The organism is Klebsiella michiganensis, from assembly GCA_000963575.1.
In the GTDB taxonomy this organism is placed as follows: Bacteria; Pseudomonadota; Gammaproteobacteria; order Enterobacterales; family Enterobacteriaceae; genus Cedecea; species Cedecea michiganensis_A.
The window spans coordinates 3,760,122-3,783,841 of sequence record CP011077.1 but is presented as its reverse complement, the minus strand read 5'-3'; the positions used below and the strand labels follow the sequence as shown (position 1 = coordinate 3,783,841).

18 protein-coding genes and 3 pseudogenes are annotated in these 23,720 nt (G+C 57.2%); 12 read left to right on the top strand and 9 right to left on the bottom strand.

The genetic code is table 11. From position 1 onward, the window contains the following. Positions 1–185 precede the first annotated feature (185 nt). The 4 genes and pseudogenes from VW41_17400 to VW41_17385 all read left to right on the top strand — a co-directional run bounded on the left by VW41_17400 (position 186) and on the right by VW41_17385 (position 1,885). Positions 186–377: a hypothetical protein gene (locus tag VW41_17400; GenBank protein AJZ90676.1), complete on the top strand. Its 192-nt coding sequence runs from the start codon at positions 186–188 to the stop codon at positions 375–377. Positions 378–440: 63 nt separating this feature from the next. Next, a complete protein-coding gene (locus VW41_17395; GenBank protein ID AJZ90675.1) occupies positions 441–863 on the top strand; it encodes a hypothetical protein in 423 nt (140 codons plus the stop codon). A gap of 130 nt (positions 864–993) precedes the next feature. After that, positions 994–1,255 (top strand): annotated as a pseudogene (locus tag VW41_17390) (hypothetical protein). 69 nt (positions 1,256–1,324) lie between these two features. Continuing rightward, complete coding sequence (locus VW41_17385; protein ID AJZ92013.1) at positions 1,325–1,885, top strand: DNA-invertase; 561 nt, start codon at positions 1,325–1,327, stop codon at positions 1,883–1,885. A 13-nt stretch (positions 1,886–1,898) separates the two neighbouring features. On the opposite strand, the gene VW41_17380 is transcribed toward VW41_17385, so the two are convergent. Continuing rightward, positions 1,899–2,747 carry a transcriptional regulator gene (locus VW41_17380; GenBank protein AJZ90674.1) on the bottom strand — a complete coding sequence of 283 codons (849 nt, stop codon included), beginning with the start codon at positions 2,745–2,747 and terminating at the stop codon, positions 1,899–1,901. Positions 2,748–2,955: 208 nt separating this feature from the next. Here VW41_17380 and VW41_17375 point away from each other — a divergent pair, with 208 nt between their 5' ends. After that, positions 2,956–3,594 carry a hypothetical protein gene (locus VW41_17375; protein ID AJZ90673.1) on the top strand — a complete coding sequence of 213 codons (639 nt, stop codon included), beginning with the start codon at positions 2,956–2,958 and terminating at the stop codon, positions 3,592–3,594. 66 nt (positions 3,595–3,660) lie between these two features. On the opposite strand, the gene VW41_17370 is transcribed toward VW41_17375, so the two are convergent. Beyond that, on the bottom strand, positions 3,661–3,945 hold the full coding sequence (locus tag VW41_17370; protein AJZ90672.1) for a hypothetical protein: 285 nt from the start codon (positions 3,943–3,945) through the stop codon (positions 3,661–3,663). A gap of 106 nt (positions 3,946–4,051) precedes the next feature. Further along, a pseudogene (locus tag VW41_17365) lies at positions 4,052–5,603 on the bottom strand (lytic murein transglycosylase). Positions 5,604–5,851: 248 nt separating this feature from the next. Here VW41_17365 and VW41_17360 point away from each other — a divergent pair. From VW41_17360 to VW41_17340, 5 genes and pseudogenes are all read left to right on the top strand, one after another. Continuing rightward, positions 5,852–9,740, top strand: a pseudogene (locus VW41_17360) (phosphoribosylformylglycinamidine synthase). Between the two features lie 649 nt (positions 9,741–10,389). Next, positions 10,390–11,826: a histidine kinase gene (locus tag VW41_17355; GenBank protein AJZ90671.1), complete on the top strand. Its 1,437-nt coding sequence runs from the start codon at positions 10,390–10,392 to the stop codon at positions 11,824–11,826. Further along, positions 11,819–12,580: a membrane protein gene (locus VW41_17350; protein AJZ90670.1), complete on the top strand. Its 762-nt coding sequence runs from the start codon at positions 11,819–11,821 to the stop codon at positions 12,578–12,580. Before VW41_17355 ends, VW41_17350 begins: the two co-directional genes overlap by 8 nt. Then, positions 12,577–13,914: a response regulator GlrR gene (locus VW41_17345; protein AJZ90669.1), complete on the top strand. Its 1,338-nt coding sequence runs from the start codon at positions 12,577–12,579 to the stop codon at positions 13,912–13,914. The genes VW41_17350 and VW41_17345 overlap by 4 nt, the downstream gene beginning before the upstream one ends. A 66-nt stretch (positions 13,915–13,980) precedes the next feature. Beyond that, positions 13,981–14,319 carry a nitrogen regulatory protein P-II 1 gene (locus VW41_17340; GenBank protein AJZ90668.1) on the top strand — a complete coding sequence of 113 codons (339 nt, stop codon included), beginning with the start codon at positions 13,981–13,983 and terminating at the stop codon, positions 14,317–14,319. Between the two features lie 143 nt (positions 14,320–14,462). On the opposite strand, the gene VW41_17335 is transcribed toward VW41_17340, so the two are convergent. Beyond that, positions 14,463–15,653: a dihydropteridine reductase gene (locus VW41_17335; GenBank protein ID AJZ90667.1), complete on the bottom strand. Its 1,191-nt coding sequence runs from the start codon at positions 15,651–15,653 to the stop codon at positions 14,463–14,465. A gap of 328 nt (positions 15,654–15,981) precedes the next feature. Between VW41_17335 and VW41_17330 the strand changes: the two genes are divergently transcribed. Continuing rightward, on the top strand, positions 15,982–17,235 hold the full coding sequence (locus VW41_17330; protein AJZ90666.1) for a serine hydroxymethyltransferase: 1,254 nt from the start codon (positions 15,982–15,984) through the stop codon (positions 17,233–17,235). A 196-nt stretch (positions 17,236–17,431) separates the two neighbouring features. Beyond that, positions 17,432–17,926 carry a hypothetical protein gene (locus VW41_17325; protein ID AJZ90665.1) on the top strand — a complete coding sequence of 165 codons (495 nt, stop codon included), beginning with the start codon at positions 17,432–17,434 and terminating at the stop codon, positions 17,924–17,926. Positions 17,927–17,968: 42 nt separating this feature from the next. Here the strand turns inward: VW41_17325 and VW41_17320 are convergent, their stop codons facing one another. The 5 genes from VW41_17320 to VW41_17300 are packed head-to-tail and all read right to left on the bottom strand — an operon-like array spanning position 17,969 to position 23,664. Continuing rightward, a complete protein-coding gene (locus tag VW41_17320) occupies positions 17,969–18,577 on the bottom strand; it encodes a phosphosugar isomerase (protein AJZ90664.1) in 609 nt (202 codons plus the stop codon). Then, positions 18,574–20,211: a ribulokinase gene (locus VW41_17315; protein AJZ90663.1), complete on the bottom strand. Its 1,638-nt coding sequence runs from the start codon at positions 20,209–20,211 to the stop codon at positions 18,574–18,576. The genes VW41_17320 and VW41_17315 overlap by 4 nt, the downstream gene beginning before the upstream one ends. A gap of 16 nt (positions 20,212–20,227) precedes the next feature. Continuing rightward, entirely contained in the window at positions 20,228–21,181 is a 954-nt protein-coding gene (locus VW41_17310; protein ID AJZ90662.1) for a sugar ABC transporter permease, read from the bottom strand. A 1-nt stretch (position 21,182) separates the two neighbouring features. After that, complete coding sequence (locus VW41_17305) at positions 21,183–22,172, bottom strand: sugar ABC transporter permease (protein ID AJZ90661.1); 990 nt, start codon at positions 22,170–22,172, stop codon at positions 21,183–21,185. Then, on the bottom strand, positions 22,165–23,664 hold the full coding sequence (locus VW41_17300; GenBank protein ID AJZ90660.1) for a lipase: 1,500 nt from the start codon (positions 23,662–23,664) through the stop codon (positions 22,165–22,167). Before VW41_17300 ends, VW41_17305 begins: the two co-directional genes overlap by 8 nt. Positions 23,665–23,720 lie beyond the last annotated feature (56 nt).

Genomic DNA, 23,720 nt, shown 5'->3' with positions numbered 1-23,720 from the left:
ACGTTGAAAGCCACCGCCGATTCCGAAATAGCGTGGGGGGGAGGTGGGGGTGGGGCGTCGGCATCGGGAGGGCTGGGAGGGGGTGCGTCGGGGGCTGGGGGGGGAAAGTAAGGGGGTGGTAGGGATGGGGGGGGAGAGAGGAGGGGGGCGCGGGGGGGGAGGGCGGGGAGCGCCGTGGTGGGGAGGTGGAGGGGACGGGAGGGGGGGGGGGGGTGATCGTGGCAGTAGGGGGCGGTTGGGGGGAGGGGCGGCCAGGCAGGCAGGGTAGGGGGGTGGTGATAGGGGGAGGGGGGCTGAGTGGGGGGCCGTGTGCCAAAGCGGGGGATGCGGGGGGTGTGGGGGCAACGGAGGAAGGGGGGGGGGGGTTGCTTGGTTGAGGGGCAGGGGGGGGGCATGGGGGGGGGGGGGGGGGGTACAGGGAGGCAGTAGCAGGGGGGGGGATGATAGGGGGTGTGAGGTGCCTGTGGGGGAGTGGCGTCCGGGGGGGTGGGAGTGTGATGGGACGGGCACCGCGGCGGGTGGTAGGGGGGCTGAGAGACCGGGGGGGGAGGGGGGTCGGGGGCGGGGGCGGGGGAGGTAAGGGGTGCGCGTCGGGGAGGAGCGGAGGGGGGTTTGCGTTCAGCGGGTGGGGCAATGGCGTGAGGTGGCGGGAGGGGCGATGGCGACGGGCATGGTGGGGGGATGGTGGGGGGGGATGGGCGCGTGTGGGGGCAGCGTTAATTTGGGGAGGGGGGTATCGCGGGGGAGGGTCAGCAAGAGGCTCATGGGGGAAGGGGGGGTGCATCCGTTCGTGGGGGGGGCGCGGTGGGGGGGGGGGGGGGGGGGGGGGAGGGGGTGGGACTGGGCCGGGTGGGGTGGGGTAGGGGGGGTGGGGATCGGCGGGGGGTATGGCGGTGCTCGAGGGAAGGGTGGAGGAGATGGGGAGGACGGGGGATGTGGGCGTTGGGTGATTGACTGGGGTGGGGAAGCATCGTGGCGGCTGGGGCACTGTGTGCTGGTGGGGGGGGGGGAGGGGGGGCTGAGGGGGGGGGGGAGTGGCGATCCGGGGGCGGTGGGTGTCGGATCAGGCGAGACGGCGAATGGGGGGGCGGGGTGGAGCGGGGGGTACGAGCGGGGGGGAGAGGGGGGGGGGCTGGGGATAGGTGGGGCGGTAGGGAGTGCTGCGGGGGGGCATTGCAAGCACCCAACTGGGGGGGGCGGGAGGGGCCAGGGGGAGTGGCGGGGGGGCGGGGGAGGCAGAGGGATCCTGGGAAACCAACCTTTAAGAAAATGCACATCCTGTCGCTCCGTGGCATGCTCTCAGCCTTTTATAAGGCAAAACGTCATGCTGGTAGGCTACGTCAGGGTGTCAACAAATGACCAAAACACCGCGCTGCAGAAAAATGCGCTGGAATGCGCAGGATGTGAGCTGATTTTTGAGGATAAAATCAGCGGCAAAACGGCGGACAGGCCGGGGTTAAAAAAAGTGCTCAGAACGCTAAGTGAAGGAGATACGTTGGTCGTCTGGAAGCTCGACAGGCTGGGGCGCAGTATGCGCCATCTTGTCTCATTGATTGAGGAACTGCGCGCGCGCGGGATTAACTTCCGCAGCCTGACGGACAGCATTGATACCTCCACGCCAATGGGGCGGTTTTTCTTTCACGTTATGGGCGCGTTAGCTGAGATGGAACGCGAGCTTATCGTCGAAAGAACCCGGGCAGGACTGGCTGCGGCCAGAGCGGAAGGGCGAATCGGGGGGAGGCGGCCTAAACTGTCGGCAACGCAATGGGCACAGGCCGGGAGGTTAATCGCTGCCGGGAAAACAAGGCGGCAGGTGGCGATTATTTACGATGTCGGTGTTTCTACGCTTTATAAAAAGTTTCCGGCAAATGCGAAACAGCCTTGAGCCTGCGCTCCCCCTAAACCAGCTTCTTTACCAGCGCTTCGCTCTGGCGGATCCTCTCCGGGGCGTTTTCCAGATCCTGCTGCACCAGGGCCATAAATAGCAGATCGGTGAGCATCATTTGGGCGCTGGTGGAGGAGATAGCGGCGCTGCGCGTGGCCTGTTCTTCCGCGATGGTGTAAAGGCACAGGCTGGCCCGCTGCTGCAGGGCGTTAGGCGTGAAGCCGGTAATGGCGAGGATCTTCGCCCCGGCGTTAAGCGCTTCATCGGCGGCCAGATTGATTTCTCGACGCTCGCCCGAGTAAGAAATGGCGAGCAGCACGTCTTCCGGCGTCATCGCCTGCACGGTTGCCAGCAGGGCATGCATATCCTGCTCGGCGACGGCATGGATGCCAATCTTCATTAACTTCCACGAAAAATTCTTCGCCACCAGGCCTGAAGCGCCTATTCCCACCAGCAGCACGCGCCGCGCATTGCGCAGCAGCGAAACGCTCGCCAGCAGTTTCTCCTCCGCATTAATATCCAGCGTGGCATGCATCGCCGCGATATTCTCTTTAATCAATTTCTCCCCAACAAGCCTCAGCGGGTCGTCACCTAAAATTTGGTTGTGAACCGGGACGGAGTTAGGATTTTGGCCGCTCGCCAGCGCTTCGCTGATGGCCAGTTTCATCGCCGGAAAACCCTTGAATCCCAGTTTTTGCGCGAATTTTACAACGCTGGACTGGCTGACGCCGGCTTCTTCCGCCAGCTGCTGTGAACTGAGATGGCGTGCGCGATCGGGCTCTGCGAGCAAAAAGTCGGCCAGCTTGCGGTCACTCTGGGCCAGCATGGCGTATCGGCTTCGAATGCGCAGTAAACAGTTCATTTCACCTCCGGGGCGGCAATTCTGATAACGACTTGCTCTGGTAAGCATCTGAGCGAATTATAAATTCCATTATAGAGCAATGTTACCGAATTAAATATTCTGTTGTGTCATGAACACCCGGGCTGGCGTGAGCGCGGAAAAGCACGGGGCTATCTGTTAGGCTTTAGCTTACGTCGTTTCGTGAACGCGAGTCTTAAAGGAGCCCGTATTGACTACCCATCCCCCGCGCCGCGTCGTCTTTTTTGATCTGGACGGCACTCTGCATCAGCAGGACATGTTCGGCAGCTTTCTGCTTTATCTCTTGCGCCGCCTGCCGCTGAACGTGCCGTTAGTTATTATGTTACTGCCTCTGATAGGAGGCATGATGTTGATCAAAGGAAGCGCCGCCCGTCAACCGATGAGCCTGCTGTTATGGGGCATCACGTTTGGGCGTCGTGAGTCCAGGCTTCAGCGGCTACAAAACGAGTTTGTCGCCTGGTTTCGGCAGAAGGTGAGGGCATTTCCCGTCGTCCAGCAGCGCCTGACGGACTATTTGCACAGCCCCGATGCTGACGTCTGGCTGATTACCGGTTCTCCGCAGCCGCTGGTGGAACAAGTCTATTTTGATACGCCCTGGCTGCCTGAGGTCAAAGTGATCGCCAGCCGGATGGCCCGGGCTTACGGCGGGTGGGTATTGACCCTGCGCTGTCTCGGCCATGAGAAAGTGGTTCAACTGGAACAGCATCTCGGCGCGCCGCTGCGGCTTTACAGCGGCTATAGCGACAGCCACCAGGATAATCCTTTGCTGTTTTTCTGCGAGCATCGCTGGCGCGTCACGCCCCACGGGGAGCTGCAGCAGCTCGAGTGAGGCGTTTTGAATCCGGTACGCGGTGTGTATAATGCGCCGCCCACTTTTGCCGCGGAGAGAGTTGTGTCAGACACAGAATTTACCCATGAACACTGGATGCGCCACGCTCTGACCCTCGCTCAGCGAGCCTGGGATGAAGGGGAAGTGCCCGTCGGTGCGGTACTGGTACACAATAATCAGGTCATTGGTGAAGGCTGGAATCGCCCGATAGGCCGCCACGATCCTACGGCTCACGCGGAGATCATGGCGCTGCGCCAGGGCGGGCTGGTACTGCAGAATTATCGTCTGCTGGATACTACGCTCTATGTCACGCTCGAACCTTGCGTCATGTGCGCCGGGGCGATGGTGCATAGCCGCATCGGCCGCCTGGTGTTTGGGGCGCGTGACGCTAAAACCGGGGCAATAGGCTCGCTGATGGACGTGCTCGGTCACCCGGGGATGAATCATCAGGTGCAGGTTAGTGAAGGGGTGCTCGCGTCAGAGTGCTCAGCCATGCTGAGCGATTTTTTTCGCGCGCGTCGCCTTGAGAAAAAGGCCCTAAAGGAAAAGGTCCGTAAGACGGACTAGCCAGCTCAACCGGGGCAACCGCAGGGTAAGCCTCGGCAAACTTATCCGCCTGGGCTGCCTGCTTCTCTTTTTCCTGTAAATATCCTTCCAGACTTAACTGATACTTGCGAATGTTCTCCACATACGCGTAAGCCTCGTGTCCACGAGCATATCCATAGGTTGTTTTGCTGTAATAAGGCTTCAGGCTCAACAGCGGCAGACGCGTTTTAACATCGGCCCAGCTGTCCGGGTTGCCTTTCTGTTTGGCCGTCAGCTGGCGGGCATCAAGCATATGGGCATAGCCCATATTATAGGCCGCCAGCGCGAACCAGATGCGTTCATATTCCGGCACCGAGGTTGGCACTTTGCTCATCATATCTTTCAGATATCGGCTGCCGCCGCTGATGCTTTGCTCCGCATCCAACCTGTCGGTGATCCCGAGACTTTGAGCCGTATTTTTTGTCAGCATCATTAACCCGCGCACGCCCGTTGGGGAGGTGGCGTGAGTATCCCAGTGGGATTCCTGGTAGGAAATCGCGGCCAGCAACGGCCAGTCAATGTCGTCAGAGTACTTTTCAAATAGCGGCTGGAGTTCCGGCAGGACGGCATCTACTGCGTTGAGGAAAGTTCGCGTATCGACGTAATCAAAATCGCCGATATGGCCAAGGTACTTTTCCTCAAGCCTTGCCAGCGTCCCGTCCGCTGCTGATCTGATTATAGAAATCGAGCAGGGCGGCACCCATGCTGTCGTCGCCATCGCGTTTTGAGAACCAGGTGACGGGCTGCTCATCGGTGACGTCCATGGCGACGGCCAGTTGGGGATGCACGCGCTGGAAAAGGCTGATGGCAATGGAGTCCGAGATGGTAAACGCGATGTTGCCGTCAACGACCTGCTGTAAGAGTTGGTTACTGGTTTGTTTGGCGTCAATGCTCCAGCTCAGATCGGGATACTGGCTCTCTTTTAACTTTTGCAGATCGCTCACCACCGCCTGGCCGGAAGAGAGCACCAGCTGTGAGGGTTTCACGCCGCCGAGAGACTTAGGGCGCGGGCTGCCAACGCGATAGACCATCTGCTGAGAAACAGAGTAATAGGTTGGCCCTGCCTGGTAGTCGCTACTGCGGCGAGAGTTATACACCAGGCCCGCGGCGAGCAGGTCAGCATTGTCATTATCCAGGTCATCAAACAGGGCGTTGATGTTGGGGCGCACAACAACTTTCAGCTTCACGCCCAGGTAATCCGCAAACTGTTTCGCCAGCTCGTAATCAAGGCCAGTTGCTTTGCCGTTAATCATCGTCCAGGTGAGCGGCGATGAAATGGTACTGACGCGCAAAACCCCCCGCGCTTTGATCGCGGCGATACGGTTTTCGGCTTGATTGAAACCTGGAATGGAGGGCCATAAAGCCACTGCCAGCAACAAGGTGACGATACCGATAAGCAGATAATTAATCTTTATTCTTTTCAAATAGATAACATTCTGCAGCAGGATGAGCCTTAGCCAACAATAACCATGATTTGTCTGAACCCCTTCAGTGAATGAGGCGCATTTTGCGTAAGAAAACGCCAGTAAGCAACTTTTAAGAATATATCGTTTGTTTTTTGTACAATAAAAACTTCTGCTGTTATTTCTACGCAAACGGTTTCGTCGAGGCGGAGGATTCTCTATAATGACGCCCGTTTTCCCCCCTTCGCCCTGAAGACGAGAGATCTTTAATGATGGAAATTCTGCGTGGTTCGCCTGCTCTTTCGGCATTTCGTATTAACAAACTCCTGGCCCGTTTTAACGATGCTAACCTCCCGGTAAGCGATATTTATGCCGAGTATGTTCATTTTGCCGACCTTGAGGCTCCGCTGAACGCTGACGAGCTTGCCCGCCTGCAGCGGCTGTTGAAGTATGGTCCAACCCTCGCAGAGCATGCGCCGGAAGGAACCTTACTGCTGGTAACTCCGCGCCCTGGCACCATCTCCCCCTGGTCTTCTAAAGCTACCGATATCGCCCACAACTGCGACCTGCCGCAGATTAAGCGCCTTGAGCGCGGCGTGGCCTGGTACGTTTCCGGCAGTACGCTGAGCGCTGAACAGCTCCAGGAGGTAGCCGGCCTGTTGCACGATCGCATGATGGAGAGCGTGTTTACCTCTCTGAACGATGCGCAGCAGCTGTTTACCCAACAGCAGCCAGCTCCGGTGCAGAGCGTTGACCTGCTGGGTAAAGGGCGCGACGCCCTGGTGGAGGCGAATATTCGCCTCGGGCTGGCGCTGGCGGAAGACGAAATCGACTACCTGCAGGATGCGTTCAACAAGCTTGGCCGCAACCCGAACGACATCGAGCTGTACATGTTTGCTCAGGCGAACTCCGAGCACTGCCGCCATAAGATCTTTAACGCCGACTGGATTATCGACGGCCAGAAGCAGCCAAAATCGCTGTTCAAAATGATCAAGAATACCTTCGAGAAAACGCCGGATTACGTGCTGTCTGCCTATAAAGACAACGCGGCGGTGATGGAAGGTTCCGCCGTGGGTCGCTTCTTCGCAGACCGCGAGGCGGGGCGCTATGACTTCCACCAGGAAGAGGCGCATATCCTGATGAAGGTTGAAACCCACAACCACCCGACGGCAATCTCTCCGTGGCCGGGGGCGGCAACCGGCTCCGGCGGTGAAATCCGCGACGAAGGCGCTACCGGACGCGGCGCTAAGCCAAAAGCGGGCCTGGTGGGCTTCTCCGTTTCTAACCTGCGTATTCCTGGTTTCGAACAGCCGTGGGAGCAGGACTTTGGTAAGCCAGATCGCATCGTCACCGCGCTGGATATCATGACCGAAGGTCCTCTGGGCGGGGCGGCGTTTAACAACGAATTTGGCCGTCCGGCACTGACCGGCTACTTCCGTACCTATGAAGAGCAGGTTAACAGCCACAACGGCGTGGAGCTGCGCGGCTACCACAAACCTATCATGCTGGCGGGCGGGATCGGCAACATCCGGGCCGACCATGTCCAGAAAGGCGAAATCACGCCGGGCGCGAAGCTGATTGTGCTGGGTGGCCCGGCAATGAACATTGGCCTGGGCGGCGGGGCTGCTTCGTCAATGGCTTCCGGCCAGTCCGATGCTGACTTAGATTTTGCTTCCGTACAGCGCGACAACCCGGAAATGGAGCGCCGCTGCCAGGAAGTGATCGACCGCTGCTGGCAGTTGGGCGACGATAACCCGATTCTGTTTATCCACGACGTTGGCGCGGGTGGCCTGTCTAACGCCATGCCTGAACTGGTCAGCGACGGTGGCCGCGGTGGCCGCTTCGAGCTGCGCGATATTCTTAACGACGAACCGGGTATGAGCCCGCTTGAAGTCTGGTGTAACGAATCTCAGGAACGCTATGTGCTGGCCGTGGCGCCAGAGCAACTGCCGCTGTTTGATGAACTTTGCCGCCGCGAGCGCGCGCCGTATGCGGTGATTGGTGAAGCCACCACCGAGCAGCATCTGACGCTCAACGACAGCCACTTTGATAACCAGCCAATCGATATGCCGCTGGACGTGCTGCTGGGCAAAACGCCGAAGATGGAGCGCAATGTCGAGACGCTGAAAGCGAAAGGCGACGCCTTCAACAGCCGCGATATTTCTATCGCCGATGCGGTGAAGCGCGTTCTGCACTTGCCGACCGTAGCTGAAAAAACATTCCTCGTGACCATCGGCGACCGCACGGTAACCGGTATGGTGTCCCGCGACCAGATGGTTGGCCCGTGGCAGATCCCGGTCGCCAACTGCGCGGTGACTACCGCCAGCCTGGACAGCTACTACGGTGAAGCGATGTCCATCGGCGAGCGTGCGCCAGTGGCCTTACTGGACTTCGCGGCATCCGGTCGTCTGGCCGTGGGCGAAGCCTTAACGAACATCGCCGCGACCCAAATTGGCTCCCTGAAACGCATTAAGCTGTCCGCAAACTGGATGGCCGCAGCGGGTCACCCGGGTGAAGACGCTGGCCTGTATGAAGCGGTTAAGGCCGTAGGGGAAGAACTTTGCCCGGCGCTGGGAATAACGATTCCGGTGGGCAAAGACTCCATGTCGATGAAAACCCGCTGGCAGGAAGGAACCGAGCAGCGGGAGATGACTTCTCCTCTGTCGCTGGTGATTACCGCGTTTGCCCGCGTTGAAGACGTGCGTGGCACCGTGACTCCGCAGCTGAGCACCGAAGACAACGCCCTGCTGCTGATCGATTTAGGTAAAGGCCATAATGCGCTGGGCGCGACCGCGCTGTCTCAGGTTTACCGTCAACTGGGTGACAAACCTGCGGACGTCCGCAGCGTTGAGCAACTGAAAGGCTTCTGGGATGCGATGCAGGCGCTGGTGGCAGATCGCAAACTGTTGGCCTGGCACGACCGTTCCGACGGCGGCCTGCTGGTTACGCTGGCGGAAATGGCCTTTACCGGCCACTGCGGCGTTGAGGTTGATATTGCCGGTCTCGGTTACGATCGCCTGGCCGCATTGTTTAACGAAGAGCTGGGCGGCGTGATCCAGGTTCGCGCGGAAGATCGCGAGGCCGTTGAGGCGCAGCTGGCTAAGCACGGCCTGGCAGACTGCGTGCATTACCTCCGGTAAAGCTGTCGAAGGCGACCGCTTCACCATTAGCGCTGACGGGCATGCGGTGTTCAGCGAAAGCCGCACCACGCTGCGTATGTGGTGGGCAGAAACCACCTGGCAGATGCAGCGCCTGCGTGACAACCCGGCCTGCGCGGATGAAGAGCACAACGCCAAGGCCAACGATAACGATCCTGGCCTGAACGTGAAGCTGAGCTTCGATATCAAAGAAGATATTGCCGCACCGTTTATCGCGACGGGGGCGCGTCCTAAAGTGGCCATCCTGCGTGAGCAGGGAGTTAACTCCCACGTTGAGATGGCGGCTGCCTTCCACCGTGCGGGCTTTGACGCCATCGACGTGCATATGAGCGACCTGCTGGCGGGCCGAACCGGGCTGGAAAGCTTCCACACGCTGGTGGCGTGCGGCGGCTTCTCCTACGGTGACGTGCTGGGCGCGGGGGAAGGCTGGGCGAAGTCCATCCTGTTCAACCCTCGCGTACGCGATGAGTTTGAAACCTTCTTCCATCGCCCGGAAACGCTGGCGCTCGGCGTCTGTAACGGCTGCCAGATGATGTCTAACCTGCGTGAGCTGATCCCTGGCAGTGATTTGTGGCCGCGCTTCGTGCGTAACCAGTCCGATCGCTTTGAAGCGCGCTTCAGCCTGGTTGAGGTGACCTCCAGCCCGTCGCTGCTGCTGCAGGGCATGGCCGGTTCCCATATGCCTATCGCGGTTTCTCACGGCGAAGGTCGTGTGGAAGTGCGCGATGCCGCTCATCTCGCCGCGCTTGAAAGCAAAGGGCTGGTGGCGCTGCGCTTCGTGGATAACTTCGCGAACGTGACCGAAACCTACCCGGCTAACCCGAACGGTTCGCCGAACGGCATCACCGCGGTGAGTAACGAAAGCGGGCGCGTCACCATCATGATGCCGCACCCGGAGCGTGTGTTCCGCACCGTGAGCAACTCCTGGCATCCGGCTGAGTGGGGCGAAGACAGCCCGTGGATGCGTATTTTCCGTAACGCGCGTAAGCAACTGGGCTGATTACCCTCACCCCGACCCTCTTCCTAAAAGGGAGAGGGGGAAAATAGCCAACAGGCACCAATCCGGTCCCTTGCTTTTATAGGGCAGGAAATAGCAAGCAGGCCCCTCATCCTGACCGTCTTCCCTTTGGGGAGAGGGGACTGGATGAGGGGCTTTTTTGTCACTAAATCCCGACACCTTTACTTTTAACGTGTCTCCAAATGGAGACATTTAACTCATTGATTTTTAATGATGTGACTAGAGGGGGGAAAGAGTGTTGTGAAATGGCGACACTAAGGACAAAAATCACGCACAATATATCTTCCATTTTTTTGCTATTAATAATAATTAAAACAATAACTTGAATTAATGATGGTGAAGTTGGCACGATAGATGCTTAATAAAGGCCAGTGGCTCATTCAATTTTTTATGTCAGCGTCTTTTCAGACAGACTACATAAACCCCCGAATGACGCACAAAAAGGTGCCTGCCGTCCAACTTTTGATAAATGCCTTTGGGCTTATCATGCTCCGGACGAAACGTTGAGTAAGGCGCCGCCTAATTCCTAAGCAAAGGCAGGGTTTTTGACCCTGCCTTTGTCGTTTCCGGGAATCGCACCTTTCCACCACGCGCAATCGCGGCTAGCATCGTGTCATACAGGTAATGTGAGATGAAGCTATTGAACCAGTGGCATTTTTTCCCTCGATCTTTGCGCCAGCTTGTCATGATGGCCTTTTTATTGGTGCTGGTGCCGCTATTGGTACTGGCGTGGCAGGCGTGGCAAAGCCTTAACGCCCTGAGTGCCCAGGCGGCGCTGACTAACCGCACCACGTTGATTGATGCCCGACGTAGCGAGGCGATGACCAATATCGCGCTGGAAATGGAGAGAAGCTATCGGCAGTACTGCGTACTCGATGACTCGCGCCTTGCCCAACTCTATCAGGGGCAGCGCCAGCGCTATGCCCAAATGCTTGAGGCGCACGCCTCTGTATTACCCGATCCTAAACTTTATCAATCGCTCAGCCAGTCTTTGAGCGATCTTGCCGAACTTAAATGTAAAAACAGCGGACCGGAAGCAACCGCGGCAAGCCAGCTGGAACAATTCGCCTCGGCCAATGCCGAAATGGTGCAGGCCACGCGGACGGTAGTGTTCTCACGCGGGCAGCAGTTGCAGCAAGAAATCGCCGAGCGAGGCCAGTTTTTTGGCTGGCAGGCGTTAGTGCTGTTTCTGCTCAGTCTGGGGCTGGTGATCATCTTTACCCGCATGATTATCGGCCCGGTGAAGGGCATCGAGCGGATGATCAACCGGCTGGGGGAAGGGCGCTCGCTAGGCAATAGCGAGGTGTTTAAAGGGCCGCGTGAACTGCGTTCCGTCGGGCAGCGCATTGTCTGGCTTAGCGAGCGACTGTCCTGGCTTGAGTCCCAGCGCCACGAGTTCCTCCGCCATCTTTCCCACGAATTAAAAACGCCGCTTGCCAGTATGCGAGAGGGGACTGAACTGCTCGCCGACCAGGTCGCCGGGCCGCTGAATGCCGATCAGAAAGAGATTGTTGCCATCCTTGATAACAGCAGCCGTCACCTGCAAAAACTGATCGAACAGCTGCTGGACTACAATCGCAAGCTGGCGGACGGGGCGGTGAAGCTGGAAAGGGTTGAGCTGGCACCGATTGTGGAAATGGTTATCTCTGCCCACAGCCTGCCGGCGAGGGCTAAAATGATGAATACCGAGATTCAATTAAGCCCGAAAGCCTGTCTTGCAGAGGCTACGCTGCTGATGAGCGTGCTGGATAATCTCTACTCCAATGCGGTGCACTATGGCAGTGAATCCGGTACCATTTATCTTCGGAGTTTGCAGATGGGCGCGAGGCTGTACATTGAGGTCGCGAACACCGGCGAGCCGATTCCGGCCACGGAACAAGAGATGATTTTTGAGCCTTTCTTCCAGGGCAGTCATCAGCGTAAGGGCTCCGTAAAGGGAAGTGGGCTGGGGTTAAGTATTGCCAGGGATTGCATTCGACGTATGCACGGAAAACTTAGCCTGATTAACGCTAACAGCGCGGAAGTGTGCTTCCGTATCGAATTACCGGTTTTCCCTGAGAATGATTAAAACGATGAAAGTACTTTTATTGCGTGAACCACGCCGCGGGTCTTTGGCTCGCCTGATTTGCTGGGTGTCTGGGGCGCTGGTCGGCGCGACGTTGTTGACGGGGTGCGTCCCCGCAAGCGTCTCCAGCAGCCTGGATGAGGCTCACAAACCGCATATCCCGGAACAACAAATTCCTGACTACCTGTCCACGGACTGCACTGAAATATGGGATCTGACAGGGCATGACGTCAGCAGCAACCCGCTTTACTGGCTGCGTAGCATGGACTGTGCGCAGCGCCTGCCGCCGGCAGAAGCCCGGGCGGAAGCTCGCCAGTGGCCAGCAGAAACCTGGCAGGACACGTTTAAGCGCGGCATTCTGCTGTCTACGGCTAAAATCACCCCGACTGAACGCCGCCGCTACATGACCCAGCTCGACACCATGACCAGTGAAGTGCCTGTGCAGGTACGTTCTCTCTTTGAAATATGGCGTGACGGGCAGTTGTCTCAGCTGAAACTCTCCGATGAGCGCACTCGCTACAGCAAGCTCCAGCAATCTACAGACGGCGAGCTGGATACGCTGCGGGAGCAGCAGCAACGCCTGCGAAGCCAGCTCGATCTCACGACGCGCAAACTGGAAAACCTGACCGATATTGAGCGTCAGCTTTCCAGCCGCAAGCCGGGAAGTAACCTGACGCCCGACACGCACAGCACGGACGACAACGACGACGACGATAGCGGCGCTTCAAACAAATCGCAGCCGGAGGCAAAACAATGACGCAACGGAAACCCGCGCGCTTATTATTAGTGGATGACGACCCAGGCCTGCTAAAGCTGTTGGGCATGCGTCTGTCTAGCGAGGGCTATACGGTCACTACGGCTGAAAGCGGAGCCGAGGGGCTGAAGGTGCTGGCGCGGGAAAAAATCGACCTGGTGATAAGCGATCTCAGAATGGATGAAATGGACGGCATGGCGCTGTTCGCGGAGATCCAAAAAGGCCAGCCGGGAATGCCGGTGATCATTCTGACGGCGCACGGCTCTATTCCGGATGCGGTGGCGGCGACGCAACAAGGCGTGTTCAGTTTCCTGACCAAACCGGTGGACAGAGACGCGCTCTATCAGGCCATAGACAATGCGCTTGAGCACACCAACATCGCCGGAGATGATATGTGGCGGGACACCATTGTGACCCGCAGCCCGATTATGCAGCGCTTGCTCGAGCAAGCGCGCATGGTGGCGCAGTCCGACGTCAGCGTGTTGATTAACGGCCAAAGCGGCACCGGGAAAGAGATTCTGGCTCAGGCGATACACAACGCCAGCCCGCGCAGCAAAAAAGCATTTATTGCCATTAACTGTGGTGCGCTGCCGGAGCAGTTACTGGAATCCGAGCTGTTCGGTCATGCTCGCGGGGCATTTACCGGCGCGGTCAGCAGCCGTGAAGGCCTGTTCCAGGCGGCGGAAGGCGGGACGCTGTTTCTCGATGAAATCGGCGATATGCCTATCCCGCTGCAGGTTAAGCTGCTGCGCGTTTTACAGGAGCGAAAAGTTCGTCCGCTGGGCAGCAACCGCGACCTGGACATTGACGTGCGGATTATCTCCGCCACGCACCGGGACTTGCCGAAAGCGATGGAGCGGGGAGAGTTTCGCGAAGATCTCTTCTATCGCCTGAACGTTGTGAACCTGAAAATCCCGGCGCTGCATGAACGCGCCGAAGATATCCCGTTGCTGGCGAATCATTTGTTACGGCAGTCTGCCGACAGGCATAAGCCGTTCGTTCGCAGTTTCTCGACCGATGCGATGAAGCGACTCATGACCGCAAGCTGGCCAGGCAATGTGCGCCAGCTGGTGAATGTGATTGAGCAGTGCGTGGCGCTGACCTCAGCCCCGGTGATTGGTGAGGCGCTGGTGGAGCAGGCACTGGAAGGCGAAAACACCGCCTTGCCGACATTTGTCGAAGCCCGTAACCAGTTCGAACTAAACTATTTGCGTAAGCTGCTGCAAATTACCAAAGGAAATGTCACCCACGCCGCGCGTATGGCGGGGCGTAACCGAACCGAATTCTATAAATTACTGGCCAGGCATGAACTCGAGGCCAATGACTTTAAAGAGTAGGCTGTGGTAGTGTGAGCAACCGATTACTAACAGTACAAAACGCCGCGCGGGGACACCGGTAATACCATGAAAAAAATTGATGCGATTATTAAACCTTTCAAACTGGATGATGTGCGTGAAGCGCTGGCTGAAGTTGGCATTACCGGCATGACGGTGACGGAAGTCAAAGGCTTTGGCCGTCAGAAAGGCCACACCGAGCTGTATCGCGGTGCCGAGTATATGGTGGACTTTCTGCCAAAAGTAAAAATTGAAATCGTGGTTACCGACGACATCGTTGATACCTGCGTGGACACCATTATCCGCACGGCTCAGACCGGCAAGATTGGTGACGGGAAGATTTTCGTGTTTGATGTGGCGCGCGTGGTGCGTATTCGTACCGGCGAAGAAGACGACGCGGCGATTTGATCTGGATTTTTTCCTCTCTCCCAGGAAGGGAGAGAGGAAAACAGGACGATGCTTTCAACGCCCTGGCCCCTTTGGCTGGAGTGGCTATTTTACCCCCTCGCCCCTTTGGGGAGAGGGCCGGGGTGAAGGGCATCCGTACTGAACTACATCACCTTGTGCGGGCCAAAGCACTCATAGTGAATACTGTCTTTATTCACGCCAACCTTCACCAACTGTTCCGCCGCAAAACGCATAAAGTTGATCGGGCCGCAGAGATAAAACTGCATCGCCGGGTCGCTTAACTTCCCTTCAATCTCCAGCAAGTTCATCAGTCCTGTGCGGTTAAAGCGTGCCAGTTTCCGATCCTGTGAGGACGGCTCGCGGTACCAGACATGGCTTTCAAACTTCGGCAGCTTGGCCCCCAGGTCTTTCACTTCCTCGTTAAACGCGTGGACCTCACCGTGTTCGGCGGCGTGCAGCCAGTTGACCTGTGCCTGATGGCCGCTGTTGGCCAGCGTATCCAGCATCGCAAGCATCGGCGTCTGGCCCACGCCTGCGGAAATCAGCGTCACCGGCGTTGCTGGTTTAACGTCCATGAAGAAATCCCCTGCCGGCGAGGCAAGATGCACTCGATCCCCCGCCTGGGCGTGGTTGTGCAGCCAGTTTGAGACCATGCCCTTATCTTCGCGCTTAACGGCAATGCGGTAACTTTTGCCGTTTGGCCGGCGGGTCAAAGAGTACTGGCGAATTTCCTGATGCGGAAAACCGACGGGCTTCAGCCAGACGCCAAGGTATTGCCCCGGCTGGTAATCTGCCACCGGGCCGCCGTCGAGAGGGATCAGTTCAAAGCTGGTGATCAGCGAACTTTGCTCTTTTTTCTCAACGATGGTGAAGGGGCGTGTGCCTTCCCAGCCGCCATGTTTGGCGGCGTTGTTCTGGTAGATTTCTGACTCGCGGTTAATGAAGACCTGCGCCAGCAACCCGTAGGCTTTTCCCCAGGCGTCCAGCACTTCCTGCCCCGGGCTGAATAGCTCGTCTAAGGTAGCCAGCAGATGGCCACCAACAATGTTGTACTGCTCCGGCTTGATCTGGAAGGTGGTGTGCTTCTGGGCGATTTTTTCTACCGCAGGCAGCAAGGCGGCCAGGTTTTCGATGTTGGCCGCATAGGCGCAAATAGCGTTGAACAGCGCTTCACGCTGGTCGCCGTTGCGCTGGTTGCTCATGTTAAAGATCTCTTGCAGCTCTGGGTTGTGGCTGAACATACGCTCATAAAAGTGGGCGGTAAGTTTAGGTCCGGTTGCGGCCAGCAGAGGGATGGTCGACTTAACAACAGCGATGGTTTGTGCGTCTAGCATGGCGGTCTCCATAAACAACGTAGCTTATAAATTGCATTTCAAATGCATCTTATAGAAATGGCCTTATGTTGTAAATGGGTTATCGATCTTAACGACCGGGCTCACAGAACATGAAAAATACGCATGTCATTGATGAATAAATATCCGACAAACAGACGTGCTTATTATTGCCCGGAAGCCTTATTCCATGCCTGGGTAATCGTTTGCGTAAAAACCTCTGTCAAGCCCTATCACCCGAAAGGGTTTCGGTTTACACTGTTGCCCGTCGCCCAAATGGGCCCCCTCATTGCAGTAAAATTTTTACCGTTAGCTGAGTCAGGAGATGCGAATGTTAAAGCGTGAAATGAACATTGCCGATTATGATGCCGAACTGTGGCAGGCCATGGAGCAAGAGAAAGTACGTCAGGAAGAGCACATTGAACTGATCGCCTCCGAAAACTACACCAGCCCGCGCGTGATGCAGGCTCAGGGTTCTCAGCTGACAAACAAATATGCTGAAGGTTACCCAGGCAAGCGCTACTACGGCGGTTGCGAATACGTGGATATCGTCGAGCAGCTGGCTATCGACCGTGCAAAAGAGCTGTTTGGCGCGGACTATGCCAACGTCCAGCCGCACTCCGGCTCTCAGGCTAACTTTGCGGTCTACACCGCGCTGCTTCAGCCGGGCGATACCGTGCTGGGTATGAACCTGGCGCAGGGCGGCCACCTGACTCACGGCTCCCCGGTTAACTTCTCCGGCAAGCTGTACAACATCATTCCTTACGGTATTGATGAGTCCGGTAAAATTGACTACGAAGACATGGCCAAACAGGCTAAAGAGCACAAGCCGAAAATGATCATCGGCGGCTTCTCTGCCTACTCCGGCGTGGTTGACTGGGCGAAGATGCGCGAAATCGCAGACAGCATCGGGGCTTACCTGTTCGTTGATATGGCTCACGTTGCGGGCCTGATTGCCGCAGGCGTTTACCCGAACCCGGTGCCACACGCGCACGTTGTGACCACCACCACCCACAAAACCCTGGCGGGTCCACGCGGTGGTCTGATCCTGGCGAAGGGCGGCGACGAAGATCTCTACAAGAAACTGAACTCTGCCGTATTCCCAAGCGCGCAGGGCGGCCCGCTGATGCACGTTATCGCGGCCAAGGCTGTTGCGCTGAAAGAAGCCATGGAGCCAGAGTTCAAGGTTTACCAGCAGCAGGTTGCCAAAAACGCCAAAGCGATGGTGGAAGTGTTCCTGAACCGTGGCTACAAAGTGGTTTCCGGCGGGACTGAAAACCACCTGTTCCTGCTGGATCTGGTTGATAAAAACCTGACCGGTAAAGAAGCTGACGCAGCCCTGGGCCGCGCCAACATCACCGTGAACAAAAACAGCGTACCAAACGATCCGAAGAGCCCGTTCGTGACTTCCGGTATCCGTATCGGTTCTCCGGCTGTGACTCGCCGCGGCTTTAAAGAAGCGGAAGTGAAAGAGCTGGCTGGCTGGATGTGTGACGTTCTGGACAACATCAATGACGAAGCCGTCATTGAGCGCGTGAAAGGTAAAGTGCTGGATATCTGCGCCCGCTTCCCGGTTTACGCATAATCGTTAAGTTGAAATGTTGAAAGGCTTCCTTCGGGAAGCCTTTTTACTTTGTGATTAAGGTAAATTCTTCGATGCTTATGCTGCTATCTGGCCTAAATTTAGATTTTGGCGGCAGAGGGTTTTTTTATTTCTCTTGTTAGTTCTTCTTTTTGCGTTGCTGTGTAATATGGCGTTTTTATTTTGCAAGGGAATAAAAATGCAATGTATAGCGTGTCAGCAACATGTAGCAAATAAAGAATCGGGGCTGTGTGTTAGCTGCGAACGCCTGGAGGAGAAAAAAATCAATGGTCTGCTTTACTTACCCGCAGCGGGTATAGTGTTCAGCCTTTTTTTATCCGGCTCAACTCTTTATGGTTTTATCATCGCAATAATAGATTATTACCAACGCATGAATATTATAACGTTTTATGCTGTTAGTGCCGTGTCCTTGAATACGATTGATTTACTAACGATCGTGGCCGCCGCATATTACTTCTTTAAAAGAAAAAAAGGTGTGAGAAAAGTCATGATTGCCTATTACCTGATGGGTGTAACCGCAGCGCTTTATATTGTGGGATTACCAGCATGGTTAGGTCAGTATCGTCTGGACTATAACGATATCCGCAATATGTCGGCACCGCTGATCGCGGCGGTGATATGGATACCGTACTTTTTATTCTCAAAGAGAATCAACGCGGTATTTTGCCGATAAGCGTTTACGCGGGAGAATCTTTCTCCCGCGTTGTCCTTTCAACTATCTCAGCGTTTCATCATCTCGCAGCGTCAACCCGACATCCCCGCCGGGATGAACGGCCAGCAGCGTCTCTTTCGAATAACCGCTCTCGCTCATCAGGCAGGCGCAGGCGGCATCAAAAATCGCCAACGCCAGGATTATCGATGTCGTCGCCAGCATATTCAGCGGATCCATTTCTTGCTTCACGCCGGTAGAAATCACCAGCCTGGCCGCTTTGGCAATGGCTGAATCCGGGTTCTCAGTGACGCTAATGAGCGGCACGTTTCGGGCTGACAGACCCGGCAGCAGGCGCGTTAGCTCGTCGGAATTCCCGCCCCGGGAAAGCATGATCATCAGATCGTCCGCACGTAAAAAGCCCAGATCGCCATGCGCCGCGTCCGTCGCGCTGAGATAAATGGCCGGGTGTTCGACGCAGGCCAGCATATGGGCAATTTTCCTCGCGGCGATGCCCGAAGTACCGACGCCGGTGACCACAATCTTGCCTTTACAGTTTCTCAGTTCGGCCAGCAAGGCGCGCCACTGCGGCTCGCTTAAATGCTGTTCCAGCGCGGCAAGCTCGCGGCTGCAGGTTGCCCACGCGGTGACGGCTTGCTGCCACGAGTTGCTCATACTTCCTCCTGCATCAGCTGGCGGTATTTCATGTGATCGAGGTACATCTCGTGGAACACTTTGTATTTGCGGTCGTAGTACTGCTTAATACGGTTGGTCTGCGGCGTGACCGTTTTGCCAATCCGGCTCATGACCGACATCGCTTCCGGGAAGGAGTCAAAGACTCCTGCCGCCACCGTGCCCATCATTGCGCTGCCCAGCAGCATCGCCTCACTCTCTTCCGGCAGTAACATCGCACAGCCGGTGGCGTTGGCGTGCTCCTGAACGAAGATGGGGTTTTTGGTGCCGCCGCCGCTCGCCATGATGGTGTCGATGGTGTAGCCGCTGTGGTTCATGGTTTCGATAATATGGCGAGTGCCAAGCGCAATGGCCTGAATCGTCGCCAGGTACTGCAACGCCATATCCTCCGGCGTGCGGGAAAGCTTCAGCCCGCTGATGACGCCGGTTAGCGTCGGGTTGGCGCGCGGCGAGCGGTTACCGTGGAAGTAGGGCAGGATGTGCATATCCTTCGTTAAGAAGGCGATGTTTTCCGGCTCCCCGGCCATTTTACGCAGCAGGGCGTTCAGCAGTTCGTAAATGGTTTGCCCTTGAGTCTTCGCCTGGGCAAGCAGCGTCTCATAGCACGGATGAGACTGAATAATATGGTCGATGAGCGCCCCGGTGGCCGACTGGCCGCCTTCATTGAGCCAATAGCCCGGCAGCACGGCGGAGTAGTAAGGCCCCCAAACGCCGTTAATAAAACGAGCCTCTTTTGAAATGGCCATATGCCCGGTTGAGGTGCCGCCGATGAGCGCCACGCGGCGGTCAAAGTCTGCCACTTCGCCCGAAACGCCGCAGGCGCCGAGCGTACCGAGCGTGCCCGCATGGGCATCAATAATCGAGACGCTGACGGCGGTGCCGGCAATCAGCCCCATCTCGCTTGCGGCACGCTGGGTCAGGCCGTGGCCCAGCGGCTCACCCATGGTTTTTACATAGCGGCCAATTTTTTCCGCGTCGTGCTCCAGCAGATCTTCCAGCCCAATCTGGCGGAAGTAGCTGCTGTCCCATTTATCTTCGTGGCCCATATAGGTCCATTTACAGACGGTGGAGCAGAGCGAGCGGGTATCATCCCCGGTGGCGCGCCAGGTCAGGAAGTCGGGCAGATCAAAATAGTAGCCTGCGTTCGACCAGGTGTTCGGCATGTGTTGCTTGAGCCACAGCAATTTTGGCGTCTGCATTTCCGGGGAAATAATCCCGCCCACGTAGTCCAGCACGCGGTGGTGCAGGGCGTTAATTCTGTCGGCCTGGGTAATGGCGCGGTGGTCCATCCACACAATGATGTTCTGCTCGCTGCGCCCGGAAGGGCTGATGGTCAGCGGCTTACCTTCTTTATCCAGCACCACCAGGGAACAGGTGGCATCAAAGCCCAGGCCTTTAACCTGAATTGAATTAATGTCGGCCTGGTTAACCGCATCCCGCACCGCGTTGCAGACAGCCTGCCAGATATTGTCCGAGGATTGCTCAACGAAGTCCGCCTGCGGGCGGTAAATCTCAATCGGCCGGCTTGCCTCGCCGACCATTCTGCCATTCAGGTCAAAGACGCCCGCGCGGGCGCTTCCCGTCCCTACATCCACCCCAATGAAGTAACTCGCCATAATGATTCTCCTGAACTCAGGCTTTACGATTCTGTAATGCGATAAAGAGGATCAGCACCGCGCCCCAGAGCGCCATGGTTAGATAACTGCTGATCCCCAGCAAATTAAAGCCGCTTTCCAGCATTTGCAGCACGATGAGCGCCAGCACCAGGCCGATAATGCGGCCGAAGCCGCCGTCCGGGTTAATGCCGCCCAGCACCGAAGCAAGGATGGTCACCAGCAGGTAAGACTCACCATAGCCGGCTTTGGCGGAGTTGAATTTCGCCATCATCAGAATGGCCGCCACCCAGCCGAGCAGGGCGGAAATCACGTATACCGATATCTGCACCCGCACGGTGTTGACGCCGCTGTAGCGAGTGGCCTGTTCGTTGGAGCCCACCAGATACAGGCTGCGCCCAAGCGTAGTGTGCTCCAGCAGCACCCAGAGTAGAACGGCAACCAGCAGGAACAGCAGCAGCGCGACCGGAATGCCGAGCAGCGTGGCGTTGCCCAGGTACTGAATTGCCGCCGGGAAGCCGGAAATCACCGTGCCGTTCGACAGCAAAATATTGAGGCCGGAAATCAGCGTCATGGTGCCGAGCGTAGCCAGAATAGGCGAAACGCCGACCCAGGCAACCAGCGCGCCATTTAGCGTACCGATAGCCACCGCCACCGCAATCCCCGCCAGCAGCGCCAGCGCGAAGAACAGCGGATTATCCGGGTGGCTGACGATAATGGCCGCCATCACCAGCGAACAGGCGTTCGCCCCGGCAATAATCGACAGGTTGATCCCGCCGGTCAGCATCGTCATCCCCATACCCAGCGCCAGCATGCCGAGAATAGGCAACTGAGAGCCGATGGACTGGAAGTTGGCGAGGCTAAAGAAGCGCCCGCCCAGCAGCAGTGAAAACGCCACGGCGACCACCACAATAATCACGCACTGCAGCCGGATGATGGCGTCACCGGGTAAAAATCTGGCGAAGGTTTTCATCTCAAAGCTCCCTTGCGAGTTTGCGTTTTTCATTCCAGGCCGTGGCGCTGATGCTGACCAGGATAATCACGCCGCTGAACACGGCGTGCCAGTAAGAGGACACGCTCAGCAGCGTCAGGCCATTTTGTAAGAATGCCAGCAGGATAACCCCGAGCAGCGTCCCGGTGAGCGTCCCGCGGCCGCCGCTCATGCTTGTCCCGCCGAGTACCACCGCTGCCAGGACCGTCAGCTCAAAGCCCAGCAGCGAGTTTGGGGCAACGGACTGGGTGATCTGCGCCTGAACGACCGCGGCAATACCCGCCAGAATCCCCATATAGCCGTAGACGTAGAAGTGCAGCTTAAGCAGGTTCATCCCCAGACGAGATGCCGCCTCGCGGTTGCCCCCCATGGCATAAATCTGGCGGCCAAGGCGGGTGTAGTTCATCAGCCCGGCGGTAAAGATAATCACCGCAGCCAGACACAGCAGCGGCAGGGTCAGTCCGTACTGGTAACCGTCTTTGGCGGTGAAAGAGAACCAGTTAATGCCGTTCATAAACCAGTCCGGGAAGCCGTACAGCCAGGTGCCTTTGGTGAGATACACCAGCAGGCCGTAGTAAACGTTGAGGGTGGCAATGGTGATGATGATCGCCGGGACCCGCAGCCAGTAAACCAGAAAGCCGTTGATAAGCCCGAGCAGCAGCCCCACGGCAATAGAAATCACCAGCGCCAGCGCAAAATTACCGCCGTGGGCGATGACCCAGCTTGCCATCACGTACTGGGCAATGGCGGTCATCGCCGGGAACGAAATATCAATCCCCCCGGAAATCAGCACCACAAACAGTCCGCAGGCCAGAATGCCGAGAATGGCGTAGCTGGTGGCGACGTCCGTCAGGTTACCGAGGGATAAAAACTCATCGGTGCTGATGCTCAGACCAACGGCCAGGGCAACCACCAGAAGGCCCAGCCAGAATTCATGTTGCCCGACAAGGCGGGAAAAACGAGGGTTATTCATTGACCACCTCAGCAATATCCTGCTCGCTACAGCGATGAGGATTAAATTCTGCGACCAGCTCGCCCCGGCGCATCACCAGCACGCGGTGGCTGTTGTAATACGCCTCGGGAATTTCATCGCAAATCATCAGTACCGCCAGCCCCTGCTCCGCCAGAGAGCGGGCGATTTGATAAATGCCTTCTTTATTGGCGATATCCACGCCTACCGTGGGGGAGTCGAGGATCAATATTTGCGGGTTAGTCGCCACCCATTTGGCGATGGCAATCCTTTGGGCGTTCCCACCTGAAAGGGTTTTTACCGGCAGCCCGGCATCGGAGACTTTGATGTTTAGCTCACGAATCAGATCGGCCACCAGGTTACGGGCTTTTTCATGATCGAGCAGGCCGCTGCGGGTATGAAGCCTGTCGAAAACCGTGACAATGGTGTTGTCGTAGATCGACTGTTCCATGATCAGGCCTTGGGTCAGGCGATCTTCTGACACGTAGCCAATGCCGTGTTTAATCGCATCGTGGTTATGGCGAAACGTCACCGGCACGCCGTCGATCAACATTTCACCGCTTTGCGGCTGCGTCATGCCGAACAGGCTCATGCACAGTTCGGTGCGGCCGGACCCGAGCAGACCCACGATGGAAACAATCTCGCCGCCGCGCAGCGACAGATTGATGTTGTGGTATTTGCCTTTGCGGCTGAGGCCCCGCAGCTTCAGCATGGGCTGTTTTTCTACCGGTGGTTTTTCCGGCAGCGGGCTGTAGTGGAAGCGTTGCCCGGTCATCAGGAACGCAAGCTCGTGGCTGTCCAGCTCGCTGGCCTGCCAGGTGCCGACCAGCTTCCCGTCGCGCATCACGCTAATGCGGTCGGCAACTTCCATTACTTCGTCCAGGCGGTGGCTGACAAACACCACGCAAATCCCGTCCGCTTTGAGTTCATTCACCACGCGCAGCAGGCCGTTAACCTCCTGGCGAGTCAGGGATGCCGTGGGTTCGTCCATAATGACCAGTCGGGCATCGGCGGCAATGGCCCGGCAGATAGCGACCAGTTGGCGATCGGCTATCGAGAGTTTTTCGACTTTTTTGTCCGGGTCGAGCGTGACGCCGATGCGCTGCATGGCCGCCAGCGCCTGGGCTTTCATCGCCCGGCGGTTAACCCACAGGCTGCCGCCGGGCTGATAGCGGTGCACGGCGATATTCTCGGCCACGCTGAAATTAGGGAACAGCGACAGATCCTGGTAAATAACCTGGATGCCGTAATGTGCGGAAAGCGTGGGCGTCAGGCTGTGAAACAGTTTGCCGTCGAGGGCAATCTGCGCCCCTTTTTCCGGGTGATAGACCCCGGAAATCACTTTGATGATCGTGCTTTTACCGCAGCCGTTTTGTCCGGCCAGGCAATGAACTTCGCCTTTTCTGAGCGTCAGATTGACGTTATCCAGCGCCCGCACGCCCGGGAATTGCTTGCTGATATTCTCAAGAGTGATAAATGCGGATGTGTCGGTCATGGGTAATGCCCCTGCCGGCGCCCGACGTGGGCGCCACAAAATAATCTTGTTGGAGA

Excerpts from the sequence above, each read along its gene's own strand:
- VW41_17395 (AJZ90675.1), top strand. The coding sequence starts at position 441 with ATGATAGGGGGTGTGAGGTGCCTGTGGGGGAGTGGCGTCCGGGGGGGT.
- VW41_17385 (AJZ92013.1), top strand. The coding sequence starts at position 1,325 with ATGCTGGTAGGCTACGTCAGGGTGTCAACAAATGACCAAAACACCGCG.
- VW41_17380 (AJZ90674.1), bottom strand. The coding sequence starts at position 2,747 with ATGAACTGTTTACTGCGCATTCGAAGCCGATACGCCATGCTGGCCCAG.
- VW41_17370 (AJZ90672.1), bottom strand. The coding sequence starts at position 3,945 with ATGCACCATCGCCCCGGCGCACATGACGCAAGGTTCGAGCGTGACATA.
- VW41_17355 (AJZ90671.1), top strand. The coding sequence starts at position 10,390 with ATGAAGCTATTGAACCAGTGGCATTTTTTCCCTCGATCTTTGCGCCAG.
- VW41_17350 (AJZ90670.1), top strand. The coding sequence starts at position 11,819 with ATGATTAAAACGATGAAAGTACTTTTATTGCGTGAACCACGCCGCGGG.
- VW41_17345 (AJZ90669.1), top strand. The coding sequence starts at position 12,577 with ATGACGCAACGGAAACCCGCGCGCTTATTATTAGTGGATGACGACCCA.
- VW41_17340 (AJZ90668.1), top strand. The coding sequence starts at position 13,981 with ATGAAAAAAATTGATGCGATTATTAAACCTTTCAAACTGGATGATGTG.
- VW41_17335 (AJZ90667.1), bottom strand. The coding sequence starts at position 15,653 with ATGCTAGACGCACAAACCATCGCTGTTGTTAAGTCGACCATCCCTCTG.
- VW41_17330 (AJZ90666.1), top strand. The coding sequence starts at position 15,982 with ATGTTAAAGCGTGAAATGAACATTGCCGATTATGATGCCGAACTGTGG.
- VW41_17325 (AJZ90665.1), top strand. The coding sequence starts at position 17,432 with ATGCAATGTATAGCGTGTCAGCAACATGTAGCAAATAAAGAATCGGGG.
- VW41_17320 (AJZ90664.1), bottom strand. The coding sequence starts at position 18,577 with ATGAGCAACTCGTGGCAGCAAGCCGTCACCGCGTGGGCAACCTGCAGC.
- VW41_17315 (AJZ90663.1), bottom strand. The coding sequence starts at position 20,211 with ATGGCGAGTTACTTCATTGGGGTGGATGTAGGGACGGGAAGCGCCCGC.
- VW41_17310 (AJZ90662.1), bottom strand. The coding sequence starts at position 21,181 with ATGAAAACCTTCGCCAGATTTTTACCCGGTGACGCCATCATCCGGCTG.
- VW41_17305 (AJZ90661.1), bottom strand. The coding sequence starts at position 22,172 with ATGAATAACCCTCGTTTTTCCCGCCTTGTCGGGCAACATGAATTCTGG.
- VW41_17300 (AJZ90660.1), bottom strand. The coding sequence starts at position 23,664 with ATGACCGACACATCCGCATTTATCACTCTTGAGAATATCAGCAAGCAA.